The following is a 16,316-nucleotide window of genomic DNA, read 5'->3' as shown; positions in this document are numbered from 1 at the left end:
GTCGCCTTGGGTAAGTCGCACCTGACCGAGGCCCGTGTGACCGAAGGGATTGACCACGCCGGTGGCGATCATCTGCGTGTACGCGGTGGCGGCGCCGTCCAGGTCGCCGCGCTCGAAGAGCGCTTCGCCAAGGCGTTCCTGCACCCATGGCTGGCGGGGATCGGCCTTGGCCAGGGATTGCAGCACGCGCAATGACTGCTCCAGGTTGCCCGACTCACGCAGGCACAGAGCGTAGTGGAAACGCCAGAGCGCATCCTGGCCGAGCGCCAGGGCCAGTTCCCAGGTCTGCGCGGCGAGCGCCCAGAGGTTGTTCGCCTCGTAGGCGATGGCGAGATCGGCCAGGGCCTGCGGATCTGGCGTCGCCTGGGCCTGGATGACCGCCGCCCGTTCGCGGACCAGGGTGGCCACGTTGGCATCGATCGTCTCGAAGGCGGGAGGTAGGGGCGGTTCGAAGGCTGCGCTGGGCCCGGTCCATGCGCCGAGTGCGAGCAGCAGTGCGCCGATTGTCGTTTTGTTCATGGGCGCCGATTCTAGCTGAGGGAAGCCTCGTCGCCGATGTCGCTGAGCGCAGAAAGCCGTTCACGCAGTGTCTCGAGCAGCGGCTGCCCCGGCGCCCCGGGAGAAGTGCGCCGCTGCAAGCTCGCCACCGGATCGCGCGCTACCGACTCCTCGGTCCGGGCCGCTGCTTCGCGATATGCCTGGCGGAAGGGCATACCCTCTGCCACGAGCTCGTAGGCATAGTCGGTCGCATACATCTCCGGCGAGATCGCCTGGGCCATGCGGGGGCGATCGAAATCCACGTCGGCGAGCAAACCGACGGAAATGCGCAACGCCTGCAGGCCAGCCGTCACGCCGCGCACCATGGGACCCTTGGTGAGCTGGAGATCGCGCTGGTAGCCGCTCGGTAAGCTCAACACCGACTGCAGCTCGGTAATCGCCCCCAGCACCGGCGCTGGGGCGGCGCGCAGCAGCTCGATGGGGTCGGGGTTGCGCTTGTTCGGCATGATCGAGGATCCCGTCGTGTATCGATCGGGGAGCTGCAGGAAGTCGAACTCCGTGGCGGCGAAGAGGCTCAGATCCCAGCTGACCCGACGGAGGTCCATGAGCACCTGGGACAAGGCCGTCAGCGCCTGCAGTTCGAAGCGGCCGCGACTGTTCTGGGCGTAGATCGGGTTGACCTGCAGGCGAGCGAAGCCGAGCTCTCGGGTGCTTAAGTTCCGGTCGAGGGGCAGGCTGACGCCGTAGCCGGCGGCGGTCCCGAGAGGATTGGCGTCGATCCAACTGCGTGTATCGCGAGCGAGCACCACATCGTCGATGAACGCCTCGGCGAATCCTGCGAACCACAGCCCCAAGGAGGACACCACCGCGCGCTGCAAGTGGGTGTAGCCGGGCATCGGCGTGAGCATGTCCGCCTCCGCGCGGCGCAGGCAGATGTCAGCGAGCTGCGCACAACGGGTCTGCACTTCCTCGAGGGCCTGGCGCAGGTAGAGCCGGCTCGCGACGAGCACCTGATCGTTGCGGCTGCGCCCCGTGTGGATCTTCGCGCCGAGATCGCCCAACTGCTGCGTTAGCCAGTCCTCGATGGCGGAGTGGCCGTCTTCGTAGCGCGCATCGAGGACGAAGTCGCCACTGGAATAGGCCGCGCGCAGCGCCTCGAGGCTAGCGGTGATCGCCGCGAGTTCCTGCGCCTTGAGGATCCCGATCGACGCCAGGGCGGCTGCATGAACGCGCGAGGCCTCGATGTCGTGTACGAACAGTTCGCGGTCGAGGATGATGTCATCGCCTGCCATGAAGGCCATGAGGGCAGCGTCCACCTCGCCCGTGTGCTGCTTAGCCCACAGCAACGTGGGCGAAGGGGAGTCTCGGCGATCGTCGGTCATGGCTTGAGTCCGGTGAGAGGGGGTAGGGCCAACCCCAGGTTGATGTTCTGGATAGCCTGCGAGGCGGCGCCCTTCAGGAGGTTGTCGAGGGCGCTCACGACAGTGATCCGTCCCGGCCCTTGGCCGCCGCGCCCGAAGCCGCCCACCTCGGCACCGTAGCGGCCCACCAGGGCGCGCGGTTCCGGGATGTGCTCGGCCACCGTCACGAGCGGATGCTCGGCGTACCAATCGGCGTAGTGGCTGGCGAGATCCGCTGGCGTGTGCGCGTCCGCCAGCCAACCGGTAACGGTCATGCTGATGCCGCGGAAGAACGCAGCGACGTGAGGCGTGAAGGCCACCGGAAGGCCAACGTGACGACTGACCTCTCGCTCGTGCAGGTGGTCGGTGAGCGCGTAGGGGAGCAGGTTGTCACGCAGGCGATCGGGATCGTTGCGTGGCGAGGGCGTGGTGCCGGCGCCGCTGTAGCCGGAAACGCCGAAGCAGGCCACACCGCCACGCAGGTGTTGCACCACCGGTGCCAGGACCAGGGACATGGCCGTGGCGTAGCAGCCAGGGTTGGCGATCAACCGTTCGCCCGCATAGTGCTTGGCGGTGAGCTCTGGCAAGCCATAGAACCACGCCTCGTCGAAGCGGTGGTCGGCGCTGAGATCGATCACCAGGGGCAGCTCTCGGTGAGTCCCCAGGGCCTCCACGTAGGCAGGCGCCTGCCCGTTGGGCAAGGCGAGAATGACCACATCGAACTGTCCGTCGCGTTCGCCGAGCATCGCGGGCGTCAAGGCTTCGAAGGTGAGCGCCGTGTCGATGGCGTAGTGATCCCTCACGAGGTCGCCGGCCAGGGCCCGCGAGCCGGCCGCCGCCAACGTCAGGTAGGGGTGCTTGTCGATCAGCTGGACCAGCTCGCTGCCTGTATGTCCGCGCGCGCCCACCAGCGCGACCCGCGCGGTCATGGCAGGTGGTCCGTCAGGCTCGGCGGTTGCGCCCGCGCGTAGGCGACGCAGCCACGGATCAGGTCGAAGTCGTCGAGGCCGTACCAGAAGACGTTCCAGGTATCGCCCTTCATGCAGCCATCGCTCTCGGCGAAGTAAAAATCGTTCACCGGGTTGTCCGGGCGCGAGCGCCAGAACATGCTCGGGTGATGGGTGCGTAAGCGCTCCCAGATGACCCTGCCCAGGCCTTCGCCGCGCGCTTGCTCGGCGACGGCGAACTTGTCGAGGCGGGCGATGCCCTGCCACTCGCTGATGATGGCACCGGCCCGGTAGTTATCGGAGATGTATGCTGCGCGCAATGGCACGCGGTCCTGATACTCAGGCACCAGGCGGCGCTGAAAGGCCGACTCGATCAAGGCGGTGGCGCGCTCCCGGTCGAGGGCGTCCCAGGCGTCGTAGGCGTGGACCTGCTCACCGCGACGCACGAGGGTGCCGTCACCCCCGTGGGTAAAGAGCTCCCGCGCCAGCGCTTGGGGCCGGGTGATGGAAACGGAGCTGTCCGGCGGCAGCCGCTCGAGCAGGGCGTTGATTTGCTGCAGCTTCAAGCGCATGCCCGAGTGCACCCACTCGGCCTTCATTAGCGCGTCGTAGTCGGTGCGCAGATTGATCGAGGAGAGGATCTCTCCGTACTCATCGAGCAGCCCTCCCGTGCCGGTCAGGAACACGATCTTGTTCGGCTGCAGGGTCGCGACCAGTTCATTGGCGGCCAGATCCGCGTTGACGTTGAGGGTTTGACCGCCCGCCGTCTCGCCGAGGCAACCCAGCACCGGGATGCAACCCGCCTCGATGCTGGCATCGATGGCCTCCGTGTGGACGCGGGCGACACGGCCGACGTAACCGTAGGTGGCCTCGTCGATAGCCTCCGCTTCAAAGGTGCCCGTGAGGATCGACCGGGCGCGGGCGCCGTTGCGCTCCAAGGCGCTCACCAGGGCCAGGTTCTGACGCAGGATGACCGCACGGATGTGGGGCATCGCCTGTGCCGACGTGCAACGCATCCCCTCGTGGTACTCGCGGTCGATACCGGCCGCGTCCAGGGCCTCATCGAGCTGCGGGCCGGCGCCGTGCACCACGACGGGAAACAACCCCAGTTGGTGCAGGAAGCTCAAGGAACCGGCGAGCTCATCCAACTGATCGCGCAGGATGGCACCGCCCACCTTCACCACCGCGAAGCTGTGCGTATCCAGGCCCGAGAAGCGCTGCAGGTACTGGCGTATCTCCCGGGTGCTGCCGATGCTGCCGAGCAGCTGGACGACCAGGCGACGGGTCTTCATCGCTCAGCCCTCACCCGCGGCGGCAGACGCTACCTTGGTGGCGTCGGACGCACCGAAGATTCGCTGGTAGTGGGCAAGAGCCGTGCCCAGTTGATCGAGGCTAACCCATTCATCAGCTGTATGCGCCTGCGCGATATCGCCGGGACCGAAGACCATGGCCGGCAAGCCAGCCGCTGAGAAGAGGGCAGCCTCGGTCCAGAAGTCCACCGCAGCACCGAGGGGCAACCCCAGCTCCTCGGCGAACGCCCGCGCGGTCGCGAGTGCCGCATCGAAGCCACCCTGGGCGTCAGCGTCTGGCAGGGCCGGGCCCGCGTAACGCGGCGTCCACTCCACCGGGTGCTCACCCTGGTGCAGGCTGTGCACCGCTTGCGCCAGAGCCTGCGGTGACTGGCCCGGCAGCGGGCGCAAGCCAAAGGTCAGCTCTGCGGTGGGCGCGATCACGTTGTTCTTCACGCCCCCGTGCAGCGTGCCCGTGTTGAAGCAGACGCCGCGCAGGCCGTCGAAGTGCGCCTCGCGCTGTTGCGCTTGTGCCCAGCTCACGGCAGCACTCACCCAATGGGCTGCCTGATGCAGGGCGCTATCGGTGAGCGCACGCACTTGCGAGGAGTGACCCGCTTCGCCGGTGAAGCGACCCGCCCAGGAATTGATGCCGCGGTGGCACAGCACCGCCTCGCAGCGGGTCGGCTCTGCGATCACCGCCCGGCGAAAACCATGGTCCTTGCGTAGGAAGTTGGCGATGCACCGGTTGTCGCCGGCCTCTTCATCCGAGCTCAGCAGCAACGCCATCGGACTGTCGGTCTGTGCTGCCACGGTGAGCAAACAGGCCGCAGCACCCTTGATGTCGCAGGCGCCGAGGCCGTAGGCGCGTCCATCCTCGATGCTCAAGCTCAGGGGATCGCGCTGCCAATGGGCTGTGCCGGGCACCGTGTCCATGTGCACGTTGAACACCGTGTCCGGCTGGCCACGTACGGCCAGCAGAGAGACGCACCCTGCGCCATGATTGTCGATCGCGACGGTGAAGTCCGGCAGCTGGTCGGCGACGTAGGCGAACAGCCCCCCTTCATCGATGTCGCGCGGTGGGTTCTGCGTGTCGAAGGACACCAGCGCGGCCAGGTGTTCGAGCGTTCGCTCGAGGGCTTGTCGATCGGTCATTGCTGATCCTCCGAGGACGCGCCCCCGTTCACCTGCGACCAGAGGCGTGAGCTCTGCCCGAACAGGCGAATGAAGCCTTGCGCCTCGATACCGCTCCAGCTTGCTTTCTGTGCGTAGACGGCGTCGGCGTCGCGCAGAAGATGCGCCGATTCCACCGCCGTGGCATGCACCTTCGCGCCGTCCGTGGAGAGAGTGACGCGACCGTTTACGCAGCGTGCGGCGCTGGCCAGGTAGGCCTCCAGATCCGCCCGCAAGGGATCGAAGAAGAGGCCCTCGTAGGCGAGCTCCACCCACTTGTCCGCCACCATCGGCTTGAAGCGGTTCTGCAGGCGTGAACTCACCGCTTCTTCCAAGGCACGATGGGCGGTCAACAGTGCCGTAAGGCCGGGTGCCTCGAAGACGATGCGGCCCTTGAGACCTACGCAGGTGTCGCCCGTGTAGATCCCGCGCCCGACGCCGTAGGCACCGAAGCGCTGATTGAGCGCCTGGAGGAGGGCGGCCCCGGGCATGGCCTCGCCGTCCAGCGCCACCCCAACGCCCTCGACGAACTCGATTTGCGCCGACATGGTTTCGGTGGGCCACTCCGCGCGGGGACGGCACAGTTGCCAGGTGCCCTCGCCGGGAGCCTGCCACTCGTCGATCTCGTTGCCCGAGATGGTTACCCCGAGCAGGTTCTCGTTCACCGTGTAGCGGCTGGCCTTGGCGGATACGCCGAAGCCACGCTCGCGCAGGTACGCCATCTCGTAGTCCCGCACCCCATCCACCTGAGCCTGCGTCTCCCGCACGGGGGCGACGATGCTGATGCCGCCGGTCGCATCGCCCAGGGTTTGTGCCGCGATGTCGAAGCGCACCTGGTCGTTGCCCATCCCGGTGCAACCGTGGGCGAAGTGCGAGGCGCCGATCTCCCGGCACAGCTCCAAGGAGCGTTGCACCACGAGGTATCGGTCGGAGCAGAGCAGGGGATATTGGTCCTGGTAGGTGGCGCCGGCACGGACCAGGGGGATCACCACGTCCTGCCATAGGCGATCGCCGCCGTCGAAGGTCACGTGGCGCACGGCGCCGAGCTCGTGAGCACGCGCCTCGATGGCGATCACTTCCTCCCGACTCACGCCGCCGGAGTCGACGAACAGGGTCGTCACCTCATAGCCTTGCTCGCGCAGCCAGGGCACGCAGTAGCTGGTGTCCAGGCCGCCGGAGAAGGCGAGTACGACGGGTGTATTGCTCATGCGCCATTCCTCTGCAGTAGATCGATCATCAGGGCTTTCTGCACGTGGAGACGGTTCTCCGCCTCATCGATGGCCACGCAGGCCGGCGAGTCGAGGACCGCGTCGCTCACCTTCACGTTGCGGCGCACGGGCAGGCAGTGGCTGAACAGGGCGCCGTCGGTCCGCGCCATCTTCGCCTCGTCCACCATGAAATGGCGGTGCGCCTCGCGCACGGGTTTCTCCTCCTCCCAGCGGCCGAAGTAGGGCAGCGCCCCCCAGCTCTTGGCGTAGACCACTTCAGCCCCTTCGTACGCCTTGTCGACGTCGTGGGTCACGGTCAGCGATCGGCCGTTCTGTTGAGTGAACGCCTCCCCTAGGTGCATGTACCGCTCGTCCAGCAGGTAGTCCTGGTTGGGACACAGCAAGGTCACGTCCATGCCGAACTTGGCGGCGATGAGCAGGGCGGAGTTCGCTACCGCTGTGTTCAGGGGCTTCGGATGGTAGGTCCAGGTGAGCAGGAAGCGACGCCCCTCCAGGCGCCCGAGGTGCTCCTTGAGGGTGAGCATCAGGGCCAGCTCCTGGCAGGGATGGGTGATCGTCTCCATGTTGATCACCGGCACGCTGGCGTGGGTCGCCAGGGCGTTGAGGAGACGGTCCTCGCGGTCGACGTGCCAATCCTGGAACTTGGGGAAGGCGCGCACGCCGATCAGATCCACGTACCGCGAGAGCACACCCGCCACCTCGCTCATGTGCTCCTCTGCCTCGCCGTCCATGATCGCCCCCGGCTCGAATTCGATACCCCAGGCGTCCTTGCCCGGTTGGAGCACGATCGCCTTGCCGCCGAGCTGATGCATGCCGAGCTCGAAGGACGTGCGCGTGCGCAGGGATGGGTTGAAGAAGAGCAGGGCGATGCTGCGGTTGGCGAGGGCGTCGCCGTAGCGCGCCTGCTTGAGCTTGCTCGCCTCATCCAGCAGATGGGCTAACTCGTCACGTGACCAGTCGGCGGTGGTCAGGAAATGTCGCATGCGTTTTGGGTCCAGTCGAGAAGGTGTGGGCGGCGGCGGACTGAGCTTCAGATGTAAAAAAACCCAGCGGATGCCGGGTTTTCGAGGAACGGTGTGCGGCCTGTTATGCCTGCGCGCGCGTGCTCTACCCGGAGAAGGCTCGGGAGCGTCGGCGTCGCAGTCGGCGACGGGTGGCGAGGGGCGCGATCACGTTCATGGCCAGCATTTGACCACCCTCCACGGGCGCTGACAAGTTCTCGCGTTCGTTCACGTGTCGCCGGGTAGTGGGAGGCGAGTGGTGCTCTTCATCTCTCGCATCGAAAAGGTGGTGTTCAGCTCCCGCACGCATGGCAACTGCAACACGCGCTTGGAGATGAACTCGTCGTAGCTGGCGAGGTCCTCGGCCACCACTTTCAGCATGTAGTCGTAAGCGCCGCTGATCTTGTGGCACTCGAGCACCTCCGGCCAGGTTTGGATGGCCGCGTCGAAGGCGGCGACCGACTCGGTGTGGTGGTTCTCCAGTGAGACGCTGGCGAGCGCCAGAATACGATAGCCGAGGCGATGGCGATCCAGGCGCGTCACGTAGTCCGTAATCACCCCCTGTTCCTCGAGCTCGCGTACTCGCCGCCAACAGGGGGAGGCCGAGAGCGCTACCCGCTCGGCCAAAGCCTTGTTCGAGAGGCGCGCATTTTCCTGCAGTTGCTGCAGGATGCGGAAGTCCGCGTCATCCAATTCCGAGGGCACATTCTTTTCCCCATACCTCTCCTGGAGCAATATTCTACTAATGCTGCGCTGCTTTGCCAAAGAAAAGGGCAGCACCTTGCCGGCTTTGCGCTCTACACTTCCTGAAACCAGCGAACGCGGAGCGAGCGAGATGGCGGCAGCAACCCCCTTACGCGGCAGCGGCAGCGGCAACGGGAGCCGTTCCAGTGGCGCCGGCAGCGCGAGCTTCGATTGGCCCGAAGTCGCCCGACTGATGCTGCTCTCCCGCGCCCTCGATTCGATCGAGGAAGAGCAACTGCTCCCCCAAGGCAAGCTCTTCTATCAGTTCTCCGCTCGCGGTCACGATCTCGCCCAACTCCTCCTCGCTCAGCGTCTGAATAACCCGGCCGATGCGGTGAACGGCTACTACCGCTCGCGGCCGATGATGCTCGGCCTCGGCCTGGATCCTGAGGAGGCGCTCGCCGGGCCCTTGATGAAGGTAGGCGGGTTCAGCGATGGCCGCGACATCGGCGTGGTCTTCAACCTCCCGAACCCCAACGGACCGAAGATGCTGCCCATGTGCGGCGGCGTGGGTGCTCAGTACACGCCGATCGCGGGCTGGGCCCAAGCCTTGCGCTACCGCGAGCAGGCCTTGGGTGAGGCGTGCGACGAGGCGATCGCCGTCGCGATGGGCGGTGATGCGTCCTGCGCGACCAACGGCTTTTGGTCGGCGCTCAACATCGCCACGGCCCAGAGCCTGCCCATGCTGTTCTTCGTGGAAGACAACGGCTACGGCATCTCCGTGCCCTCGACCGTGCAAACCCCTGGCGGCAACATCGCCGCCAACCTGGCGAGCTACGGCAACCTCGAGATCTTCGACGGCGACGGCACGCAGCCCGAGATCGCGGCGACGACGATCAGCGACGCCGTGGCGTACGTGAGAGGTCAGCGTCGCCCCGCCATGCTGCGTCTTTCCGTCCCCCGACTGAGCGGGCACTCGGCGCAGGACACGCAAGCCTACCGGCCTGACGCCGAACTGGAGGCGGAGGGGCACCGCGACCCACTCGCGCGCCTTCACGACTTTCTCGTGCCCACGCAGATGAGCGAGCACGACTGGCAGGTGCACGCGGAGGTGGCGAGCGCCACCGTGGAGAATGCCCTGGACCGTGCGCTGGCGAGGCCGAGCCTGGATCCGGCTACGGTGACCCGCTTCGTCTTCTCCGATCCGCAGGAAGCGCAACAGATCGGTGGTCTGCGCGGCGTTGGGGTCGCGCCGCTCGCCGGCAGTCGCGAGGTGCAGGCGCAGCCAGGACGGGTGAACATGCTGGCCGCCATTCGCCGCACCCTCGACGCGGAGCTCAGCCGCAACGAGCGAATGATCGTGTTCGGTGAGGATGTGGGAGCGAAGGGCGGCGTACACGGCGCCACCTTAGGGCTCGCCCAACGTCACGGCGAGGCGCGAGTCTTCGACACCAGCCTCAACGAGGAGGGAATCATCGGTCGCGCCGTCGGCATGGCCATGGCGGGCCTGCTGCCCGTGCCGGAGATTCAGTTCCGTAAGTACGCCGATCCGGCCGAGGAGCAACTCAACGACTGCGGGAGCATGCGCTGGCGCACGGGCAACCGCTTCGCGGCGCCGATCGTGGTTCGCATGCCCGGGGGCTTTTTCCGCTGCGGCGACCCCTGGCACAGCCAGACGGGCGAGGTGAAGTGGGCGCACGCGGTGGGCTGGAAACTCGCGTTCCCCTCGAATGCCGAGGATGCCACGGGCCTGCTGCGCAGCGCCTTGCGCGGCGACGACCCGGTAATCTTCTTCGAGCATCGCGCCCTCCTGGACGCGGCGAGCGCGCGCACGGAATACCCCGGCGATGACTACGTCTTGCCCTTCGGACAGGCGCGTGTGGTGCGACCAGGCGATGCCGTGACGCTCGTCACCTGGGGCGCGATGGTGGCCCGCGCCGAGCAGGCCTGCACCACGCTGGCGGCGGCGGGCGTGGGAGAGGTGGAAGTCATCGATCTTCGCACCCTGGTGCCCTGGGATCGCGAGTGCGTCCTGAGTTCTGTCCAGCGTACGGGTCGTTGCCTGATCGTGCACGAGGACAACCTAACGGCAGGCTTCGGTGCAGAGATCGCTGCGACGATCACGGACGAGGCCTTCTTCGCCCTGGACGCGCCGGTACGGCGCCTGGCCATGGCCGACATCCCGAGCCCCCACAGTCCCGCGCTGTTGGAGGCGGCGGTACCCACGCCCAAGGATATCGAGCACGCCCTGCGCGCGCTGCTGGAGTTTTGAGCGTGCACACGGACGATCCGGCCATCGCCGATGGCACTGTGACCGGCGACGACCTGGTCTGCGTGAGCATGGAGCAAGACCTTCAGGACGGGACCCGCGCCGTCCTCGGCACCTGCCTGAAGGGCGTGGGTGATGCCGTGCAGGCCCACGAGCCCATCGCCGAAGTGGAAACGGACAAGGTGGTAGTGGAGCTCGCCGCCCCCTGCGACGGCGTCCTGGCGCAGTGGTGCTTCCAGCCGGGTGATGACCTGCCGGGCGGCGCCGTGGTCGCGCGCCTTTCGCGCGGCGGCGACGTGGAAGGCACCGACGCTTCCCCGACACCCGTGACGGAAGCAAGCGACCCACCAACGGTGGGCGTACGCAACGGTGGGCCTGATGCAAGCCGTCGCCTGAGCCCCGCCGTGAAGCGCCTGGTGGCCGAGAACCACCTCGATCTCACCACCCTGCTGGCGAGCGTGCGCGGCTCCGGTCGCGACGGTCGCTTGAGCGCCGCCGACGTCCGCGGCTACCTCGATCGCCAATCAGGTGCCCGCCGCCACAACGACAGCAATGATCCCCAGGGCGTGACGAGCGACCCTCGTCCTGCGTCCAGCCGCGCCGACGATGGCGCGTCGCGTCGGGTTCCCCTCAGCCCCATGCGTCGCGCCATCGCCGAGCACCTCTCGCGCAGCCTGCTGCACACGGCGCCCCATGTCACCACGGTGTTCGAATGCGACATGTCCCGTGTGCTCGCCCATCGTAAGGCGCACCGCGACGACTATCGCCAGCGTGGCGTGGACCTCACCCTGAGCGCGTACTTCGTGGCGGCGACGGCGCAGGCCCTGCGCGAGGTGCCCGAGGTGAACAGTTCCCTCGACGGCGATGACCTGCTCCTGTGGGAGGAGATCCACATCGGGTTGGCTGTGGCCCTGGGGGATGAGGGCCTGGTGGTGCCGGTGCTCCGCGACGTGCACCAACGAAATCTATTCGGCATTGCCCAGGGCATCGCTGACATGACCGACCGCGCCAGGTCGCGCTCGCTGACCGCAAAGGACATGGACGGCGGCACGTTCACCATCTCCAACCACGGGGTGAGCGGCAGCGTGCTTGCGGCACCGGTGATCATCAACCAACCGCAGTCGGCCATCCTCGGCATCGGCAAGTTGCGCAAGGAGGTGGTGGTCAGGGAGATCGAGGGCGAAGACGTGATCCGCATCGCCCCCCTGTGTTACCTGACCCTGTCGCTCGACCATCGCGTGTTGGACGCGTATCAGGCCAACCGCTTTCTCGGCAAGGTGGTGTCCACCCTCGAGGGGTGGAACACGGAACGGCCGGACGCCTAGGGCGCCGGCGACCGATCTTCAGCCCTAGGTGGCGGTCGCTTCGATCGACTCCGCCACGGCGGCGGCCAGATCGCCCACCCGCTGGGCCGGCAGCCCCGCCAGATTCATGCGCCCCGAGCCCACGATGTAGATGTGATGTTCGTCGCTCAGGCGGTCGATCACCTCCCGAGGCACGCCCAGCAGCGAGAACATGCCCTGCTGTTGGGTAAGAAACGTGAAGTCCCGGCCGGGCACGTGGGCGTTCAGAGCCTCCGCCAAGGTGCTGCGAAGGGCGGCGACCCGCTTGCATACGGCGGTCACTTCGCCACGCCACTGGGCTTTTAGATCCGCATCGCTCAGCACCTCGGCCACGATGCCGGCGCCGTGGTGGGGCGGCATCGAGTACATGCTGCGGGCCACGGCCGACATGTTGCTGGCCACGACACCGGCCGTGGCCGCATCGCGCGACAGCACGCTGAGGGAGCCGGTGCGCTCTCGGTAGAGGCTGAAATTCTTCGAGCAGGACGCCACCACCAGCATCTCGGGCACGCGCTCGGCCATGGCGCGCACGCCCGCCACGTCGCCGTCCACGTCGCGACCGAAGCCCTGGTAGGCCAGGTCGACGAAGGGAACCAGATTGCGTTCCAGGATGAGGTCGGTGACCTGCGTCCACTGGGCTTGCGTGAGGTCGGCGCCTGTGGGGTTGTGGCAGCAGCCGTGGAGCAGGATGAGATCCCCGGCGTGCGCCTCGGCGATGTCCTCGAGCATGCCCTCGATGTTCACCGCGTGGGTGGTCTCGTCGTAGTAGCGGTACTTCTTCAGCTGCACGCCGACGGAGCTCAGCAGCGGCACGTGGTTGGCCCAGGTCGGCGTGCTCACCCACACCGTGGGCGGCTTCGCCGCGCGGTTGAGCAGTTCCGCGGCCACCCGTAACCCGCCTGAGCCACCGGGGGTTTGAATCGTGCGCAAGCGGCCATCGCGGCGGGCGGGGTGATCCTCGCCAAAGGTCAGGGCCTGGTGCAGATCGCAGAACTGCGGATCCCCAGCGATGCCCACGTAGGTCTTGGTGGTCTGCTTCGCCAGCACCCGTCGCTCACCCTCGAGGACGGAGGGAAACACGGGGGTCACGCCGTGCTCATCTGTGTAGACGCCGATGCCGAGGTCGAGCTTTTGCGGGCTGGTGTCCGCGCGGTAGCGCTCCATGAGCGCCAGGATGGGATCGGGCGGGTTGGGAGTGAGGGCGTCGAACATCATGGGCGCGGGCTCCGCGGCAAGGGCTGGGGTGAAGCAAACGCCGTAGTCTACCGCTCCGTGAAGCGCCCTGCGCCCTGCGCGGCCGCTCGCAGGCTTGCCGGGATTCGCCACTCATCCTCCTGCCCCGTCGCGACACCGTAGCGTTCAGCGGCCTCGATCACCTCATCGAGCCCGCATTGCTCAGCGAAGTGCATCGGGCCACCGTGGTGGCGAGGAAAACCGTAGCCGTTGCACCAGATGACATCGATATCGGAGGCGGAGCCGGCTATGCCCATCTCCAGCAGACGGCTTCCCTCCACCGCCAGCGCGAAGAGGCAGCGCTCGAGGATCTCCTCATCGGTGATCTCGCGCTGGGCAACGCCCAGGCGCTGCGCCTCCTGGCGAATGAGGGCGTCCGTGGCGGGGTCGGGGAGGGGCTTACGGCTTCCCGCCTCGTAGCGGTAGCAGCCGGCCCCGGTCTTCTGCCCGAGGCGCCCCGCTTCCACCAATGCATCGGCCACCCGATAGAAGCGCGGATCGTCAGGGCGCTCGGTCCACGCGCGGCGAGCCCGGTAACCCACATCGAGACCGGCCAGGTCGCCCACGGCGTTTGGTCCCATGGCGAAGCCGAAGTGTTCGAGCACTTCATCGATCTGCTGTGGCTCGGCGCCTTCCAGCAGCATTAGCTGATTCTCGCGCCCGTAGGCGTAGAGCATTCGGTTGCCGACAAAGCCGAAGCCATTGCCGACCACCACGCCCACCTTGTTCAGGCGGCGGGTGAGATCCCTGGCGAGATGTGCGCTGGCCTCGTGGTTCCAGTCCCCGGCGACCACCTCGACCAGGGGCATCAGGTGCGCGGGCGAGAAGAAATGCAAGCCGACCACTCGCTCGGGTCGCGTCGTCGCCTGGGCGATCGCAGCCACATCGAGGGTCGATGTATTACTGGCGAGAAGCGCCGCGTCGGGCAGGGCTGCGTCGAGGTCGCGAAACACCTGTTGCTTCAAGGCGAGGTCCTCGAACACCGCCTCGATCACCACCTGTGGCGCCCCGAGCTGCGCGAGTTCGTCGGTGATCCGCAAGCGCGCCTTGCGCGCATCCGCCTGGTCCTGGGTGAGGCGCTGCCGCTCCACGTCGCGACTCAGCAGCCTGTCGATCTGTTGCCGTGCGCGCTGGGTGGCCTCGTCGTTCTGGTCATAGAGCGTGACCTCGAGCCCTGCGTGCAGGGAGGCGAGGGCGATGCCGATCCCCATGGTGCCAGCGCCGATGACCGCCACCTTCTCCAGCGCGTCGGCCGCGCCGTGCGCGGCGGCGGGCAGCTGTCGTGCCCGGCGCTCGGCGAAGAACATGTGCAGCATGGCCGTATGCTGCAGATCCTCACTACAAGCCTCGTGCTCGGCCGCCTCCACCGCCAAGCCATCCTCGAAGGTGGCGGCGCTCGCCGCGCGCACGCAGCTGACCAAACGCCCCGGCGTGCGATACCCGCGGCTGCGCGCGAGCAGCTTTGCCGCGGCTCGGTCGAAGGCCTCGCCCGCGCTCTGCGCGTCTACGCCGCGATCGCTGACGCGCCGGCGCAGGGCGCCTTGCTGCAACAGCTCGCGTGCGGCGTCGACGGCAGCCGCCGCTGGAGAACGTCCACAGTCGTAGAGCGCATCCACCAGGCCCAGTGCCAGCGCCTTGCTCGCCGGGATCCGCTTACCGCCCGCCATCAGTTCCAGCGCCGCCTGGGCGCCGATCAGGCGGGGCAATCGCTGCGTGCCACCGGCGCCCGGAACCAATCCGTAGTTGATCTCGGGGAAGCCCAGCCAGGTGTCATTCGCTACCACACGGTGATCGGCGCAGAGCATCAGTTCCATCCCCCCGCCCAGGGCCACGCCGTGGGCGGCCACGACGATCGGAATCGGCAGCGAATCCATCTGGCCGAACAACTCTCGCAGGCTAGGCGCAGCACTGGGTGCGCCGAACTCCCGGATATCCTGCCCCGAGAGGAAGTTGTCGCCCGCGCACACGATGAGCACGGCCCGGGCCGCTGGAGCTTGCGCCGCTTGGCTGAGCGCTCCCTGCAACCCCTCGCGCACCGCCTGGGAGATTCCATTCACCGGTGGGTTGTCGATCGTGATCAGGGCGAGCGACGGATCGTACTCAAAGCTGAGGTGGACTGCTGGTGAGGTCGGGGTAGGTTGCGTCATAGGGGTCCCCGTCAGGTCAAGTCGTAGTCGAGCACGATACGCTCGCTCGTGGGGGCGGCCTGGCACGCGAGGACAAATCCTCGTTCCAGCTCCCAGGGCTCCAGACCGTAGTTGACCGCCATCTCGACGCTGCCTTCGCGCACGTGGGTGCGACAAGTGGCGCACACGCCGCCTCGGCACGAAAACGGGAGATCGAGGCCAGCCCGCTCCGCGCCCTCGAGCACCGTACTGCCATTCGCCGGCATCGTGAACTGACGGCGCTTGCCGTCCATGATCAGCTCGACTTCGACCTGCGCTTCCGCCGCGGCCGGAGACGGTACGGCCGCCGGTGCTGCGACGTCTTCGCCCTTGGGCCGTCGCGCAGCCGTGAAGCGTTCGCTCTTGACGATGGCCGGGTTCACCCCGAGGGCCTCCAACGCGGCCGTAGCGACTTCCGCGATATCGCCCGGACCGCAGACGAACACCTCACGCACGGGCACGTCCGTCGACACGCAAAATGCCTGCCACAGGGCGCCCACCCGCTCGCCGTCGAGGCGGCCCTCGTAGATGCCCTCTCCCTGGGGCTCGCGGCTGAAGACGAAGTGCAGCGCGAGGCGGTCGAGGTGACGGTTCTTAAGCGCCCACAGCTCCTCGACGAACATCGTGCTGGCCAGGGTCCGGTTGCCGTAGAGGAGGGTGACGCGCTGGGTCGGGTCCTCCAGTAGTTCCGTGATGATGGCGAGGATCGGCGTGATGCCGCTGCCCGCGGCGATGGCGACCCGATGGCCTGCGCCCAGGGACTCATCGGCCACGAAGGCACCGACCGGCGGTAGGGCCAGGAGCTCATCGCCCACCTGCAGAGTTTGCGCCGCCCACTCGGAGAATCGCCCTCCCGCTTGCACGCGAACGCCCAATTCAAGGGGCCACACACCGGGCGGCGAGCAGATGCTGTAGGTGCGCTGGACCGTGCGTCCCCCCACGCGCGCGCGCACCGGCACGTGCTGGCCGGCGCGGAAGGTGAATTGCTCGCGCTGCTCAGGGGGCGCATCCAGGCGCAGGCGTACGGCCTCCTGGCCTTGCGTGCGCACCGACACCACGGTGAGGGGCTGAAAGTGCTTCATGGC

Annotated in this window: 13 protein-coding genes; 2 read left to right on the top strand and 11 right to left on the bottom strand. The window is 67.3% G+C overall.

Features of this window, described 5'->3' with window-relative positions:
- From AAF184_07755 to AAF184_07720, 8 genes are all read right to left on the bottom strand, one after another.
- A partial coding sequence (locus AAF184_07755) for a tetratricopeptide repeat protein (protein ID MEO0422215.1) occupies positions 1 to 519 on the bottom strand: 519 nt, incomplete at its 3' end.
- Between the two features lie 11 nt (positions 520 to 530).
- Positions 531 to 1,880, bottom strand: a complete 1,350-nt coding sequence (gene argH, locus AAF184_07750) for an argininosuccinate lyase (GenBank protein ID MEO0422214.1) — start codon at positions 1,878 to 1,880, stop codon at positions 531 to 533.
- Positions 1,877 to 2,827, bottom strand: coding sequence for an N-acetyl-gamma-glutamyl-phosphate reductase (gene argC, locus AAF184_07745; GenBank protein MEO0422213.1), 951 nt, complete (start codon positions 2,825 to 2,827; stop codon positions 1,877 to 1,879). The genes argH and argC overlap by 4 nt, the downstream gene beginning before the upstream one ends.
- Positions 2,824 to 4,137 (bottom strand): acetylglutamate kinase, encoded by a 1,314-nt coding sequence (locus AAF184_07740; GenBank protein ID MEO0422212.1) that lies wholly within the window; start codon positions 4,135 to 4,137, stop codon positions 2,824 to 2,826. Before AAF184_07740 ends, argC begins: the two co-directional genes overlap by 4 nt.
- A 3-nt stretch (positions 4,138 to 4,140) precedes the next feature.
- Positions 4,141 to 5,289 (bottom strand): acetylornithine deacetylase, encoded by a 1,149-nt coding sequence (locus AAF184_07735; GenBank protein MEO0422211.1) that lies wholly within the window; start codon positions 5,287 to 5,289, stop codon positions 4,141 to 4,143.
- Entirely contained in the window at positions 5,286 to 6,515 is a 1,230-nt protein-coding gene (locus tag AAF184_07730) for an argininosuccinate synthase (protein ID MEO0422210.1), read from the bottom strand. The genes AAF184_07735 and AAF184_07730 overlap by 4 nt, the downstream gene beginning before the upstream one ends.
- A complete protein-coding gene (locus AAF184_07725) occupies positions 6,512 to 7,519 on the bottom strand; it encodes an N-acetylornithine carbamoyltransferase (protein ID MEO0422209.1) in 1,008 nt (335 codons plus the stop codon). The genes AAF184_07730 and AAF184_07725 overlap by 4 nt, the downstream gene beginning before the upstream one ends.
- A 246-nt stretch (positions 7,520 to 7,765) precedes the next feature.
- Positions 7,766 to 8,242, bottom strand: a complete 477-nt coding sequence (locus AAF184_07720; GenBank protein ID MEO0422208.1) for an Lrp/AsnC family transcriptional regulator — start codon at positions 8,240 to 8,242, stop codon at positions 7,766 to 7,768.
- A 232-nt stretch (positions 8,243 to 8,474) separates the two neighbouring features.
- Between AAF184_07720 and AAF184_07715 the strand changes: the two genes are divergently transcribed.
- A complete protein-coding gene (locus tag AAF184_07715) occupies positions 8,475 to 10,493 on the top strand; it encodes a transketolase C-terminal domain-containing protein (GenBank protein ID MEO0422207.1) in 2,019 nt (672 codons plus the stop codon).
- A 2-nt stretch (positions 10,494 to 10,495) separates the two neighbouring features.
- Complete coding sequence (locus AAF184_07710; protein MEO0422206.1) at positions 10,496 to 11,815, top strand: dihydrolipoamide acetyltransferase family protein; 1,320 nt, start codon at positions 10,496 to 10,498, stop codon at positions 11,813 to 11,815.
- A gap of 24 nt (positions 11,816 to 11,839) precedes the next feature.
- Here the strand turns inward: AAF184_07710 and AAF184_07705 are convergent, their stop codons facing one another.
- Genes AAF184_07705 through AAF184_07695 form a run of 3 tightly spaced genes read right to left on the bottom strand, consistent with a single transcriptional unit; the run spans position 11,840 to position 16,313 of the window.
- On the bottom strand, positions 11,840 to 13,048 hold the full coding sequence (locus tag AAF184_07705) for an amino acid aminotransferase (protein MEO0422205.1): 1,209 nt from the start codon (positions 13,046 to 13,048) through the stop codon (positions 11,840 to 11,842).
- Positions 13,049 to 13,095: 47 nt separating this feature from the next.
- Positions 13,096 to 15,213, bottom strand: a complete 2,118-nt coding sequence (locus AAF184_07700; protein ID MEO0422204.1) for a 3-hydroxyacyl-CoA dehydrogenase NAD-binding domain-containing protein — start codon at positions 15,211 to 15,213, stop codon at positions 13,096 to 13,098.
- 11 nt (positions 15,214 to 15,224) lie between these two features.
- On the bottom strand, positions 15,225 to 16,313 hold the full coding sequence (locus AAF184_07695) for a 2Fe-2S iron-sulfur cluster-binding protein (protein MEO0422203.1): 1,089 nt from the start codon (positions 16,311 to 16,313) through the stop codon (positions 15,225 to 15,227).
- Positions 16,314 to 16,316 lie beyond the last annotated feature (3 nt).

Source organism: Pseudomonadota bacterium, assembly GCA_039815145.1.
Classification (GTDB): domain Bacteria; phylum Pseudomonadota; class Gammaproteobacteria; order Steroidobacterales; family JBCBZW01; genus JBCBZW01.
Note: the sequence above shows the minus strand (reverse complement) of the source record. Positions and strands in the feature narration are given on the sequence as shown.

Excerpts from the sequence above, each read along its gene's own strand:
- argH (MEO0422214.1), bottom strand. The coding sequence starts at position 1,880 with ATGACCGACGATCGCCGAGACTCCCCTTCGCCCACGTTGCTGTGGGCT.
- argC (MEO0422213.1), bottom strand. The coding sequence starts at position 2,827 with ATGACCGCGCGGGTCGCGCTGGTGGGCGCGCGCGGACATACAGGCAGC.
- AAF184_07740 (MEO0422212.1), bottom strand. The coding sequence starts at position 4,137 with ATGAAGACCCGTCGCCTGGTCGTCCAGCTGCTCGGCAGCATCGGCAGC.
- AAF184_07735 (MEO0422211.1), bottom strand. The coding sequence starts at position 5,289 with ATGACCGATCGACAAGCCCTCGAGCGAACGCTCGAACACCTGGCCGCG.
- AAF184_07730 (MEO0422210.1), bottom strand. The coding sequence starts at position 6,515 with ATGAGCAATACACCCGTCGTACTCGCCTTCTCCGGCGGCCTGGACACC.
- AAF184_07725 (MEO0422209.1), bottom strand. The coding sequence starts at position 7,519 with ATGCGACATTTCCTGACCACCGCCGACTGGTCACGTGACGAGTTAGCC.
- AAF184_07715 (MEO0422207.1), top strand. The coding sequence starts at position 8,475 with ATGCTGCTCTCCCGCGCCCTCGATTCGATCGAGGAAGAGCAACTGCTC.
- AAF184_07705 (MEO0422205.1), bottom strand. The coding sequence starts at position 13,048 with ATGATGTTCGACGCCCTCACTCCCAACCCGCCCGATCCCATCCTGGCG.
- AAF184_07700 (MEO0422204.1), bottom strand. The coding sequence starts at position 15,213 with ATGACGCAACCTACCCCGACCTCACCAGCAGTCCACCTCAGCTTTGAG.
- AAF184_07695 (MEO0422203.1), bottom strand. The coding sequence starts at position 16,313 with ATGAAGCACTTTCAGCCCCTCACCGTGGTGTCGGTGCGCACGCAAGGC.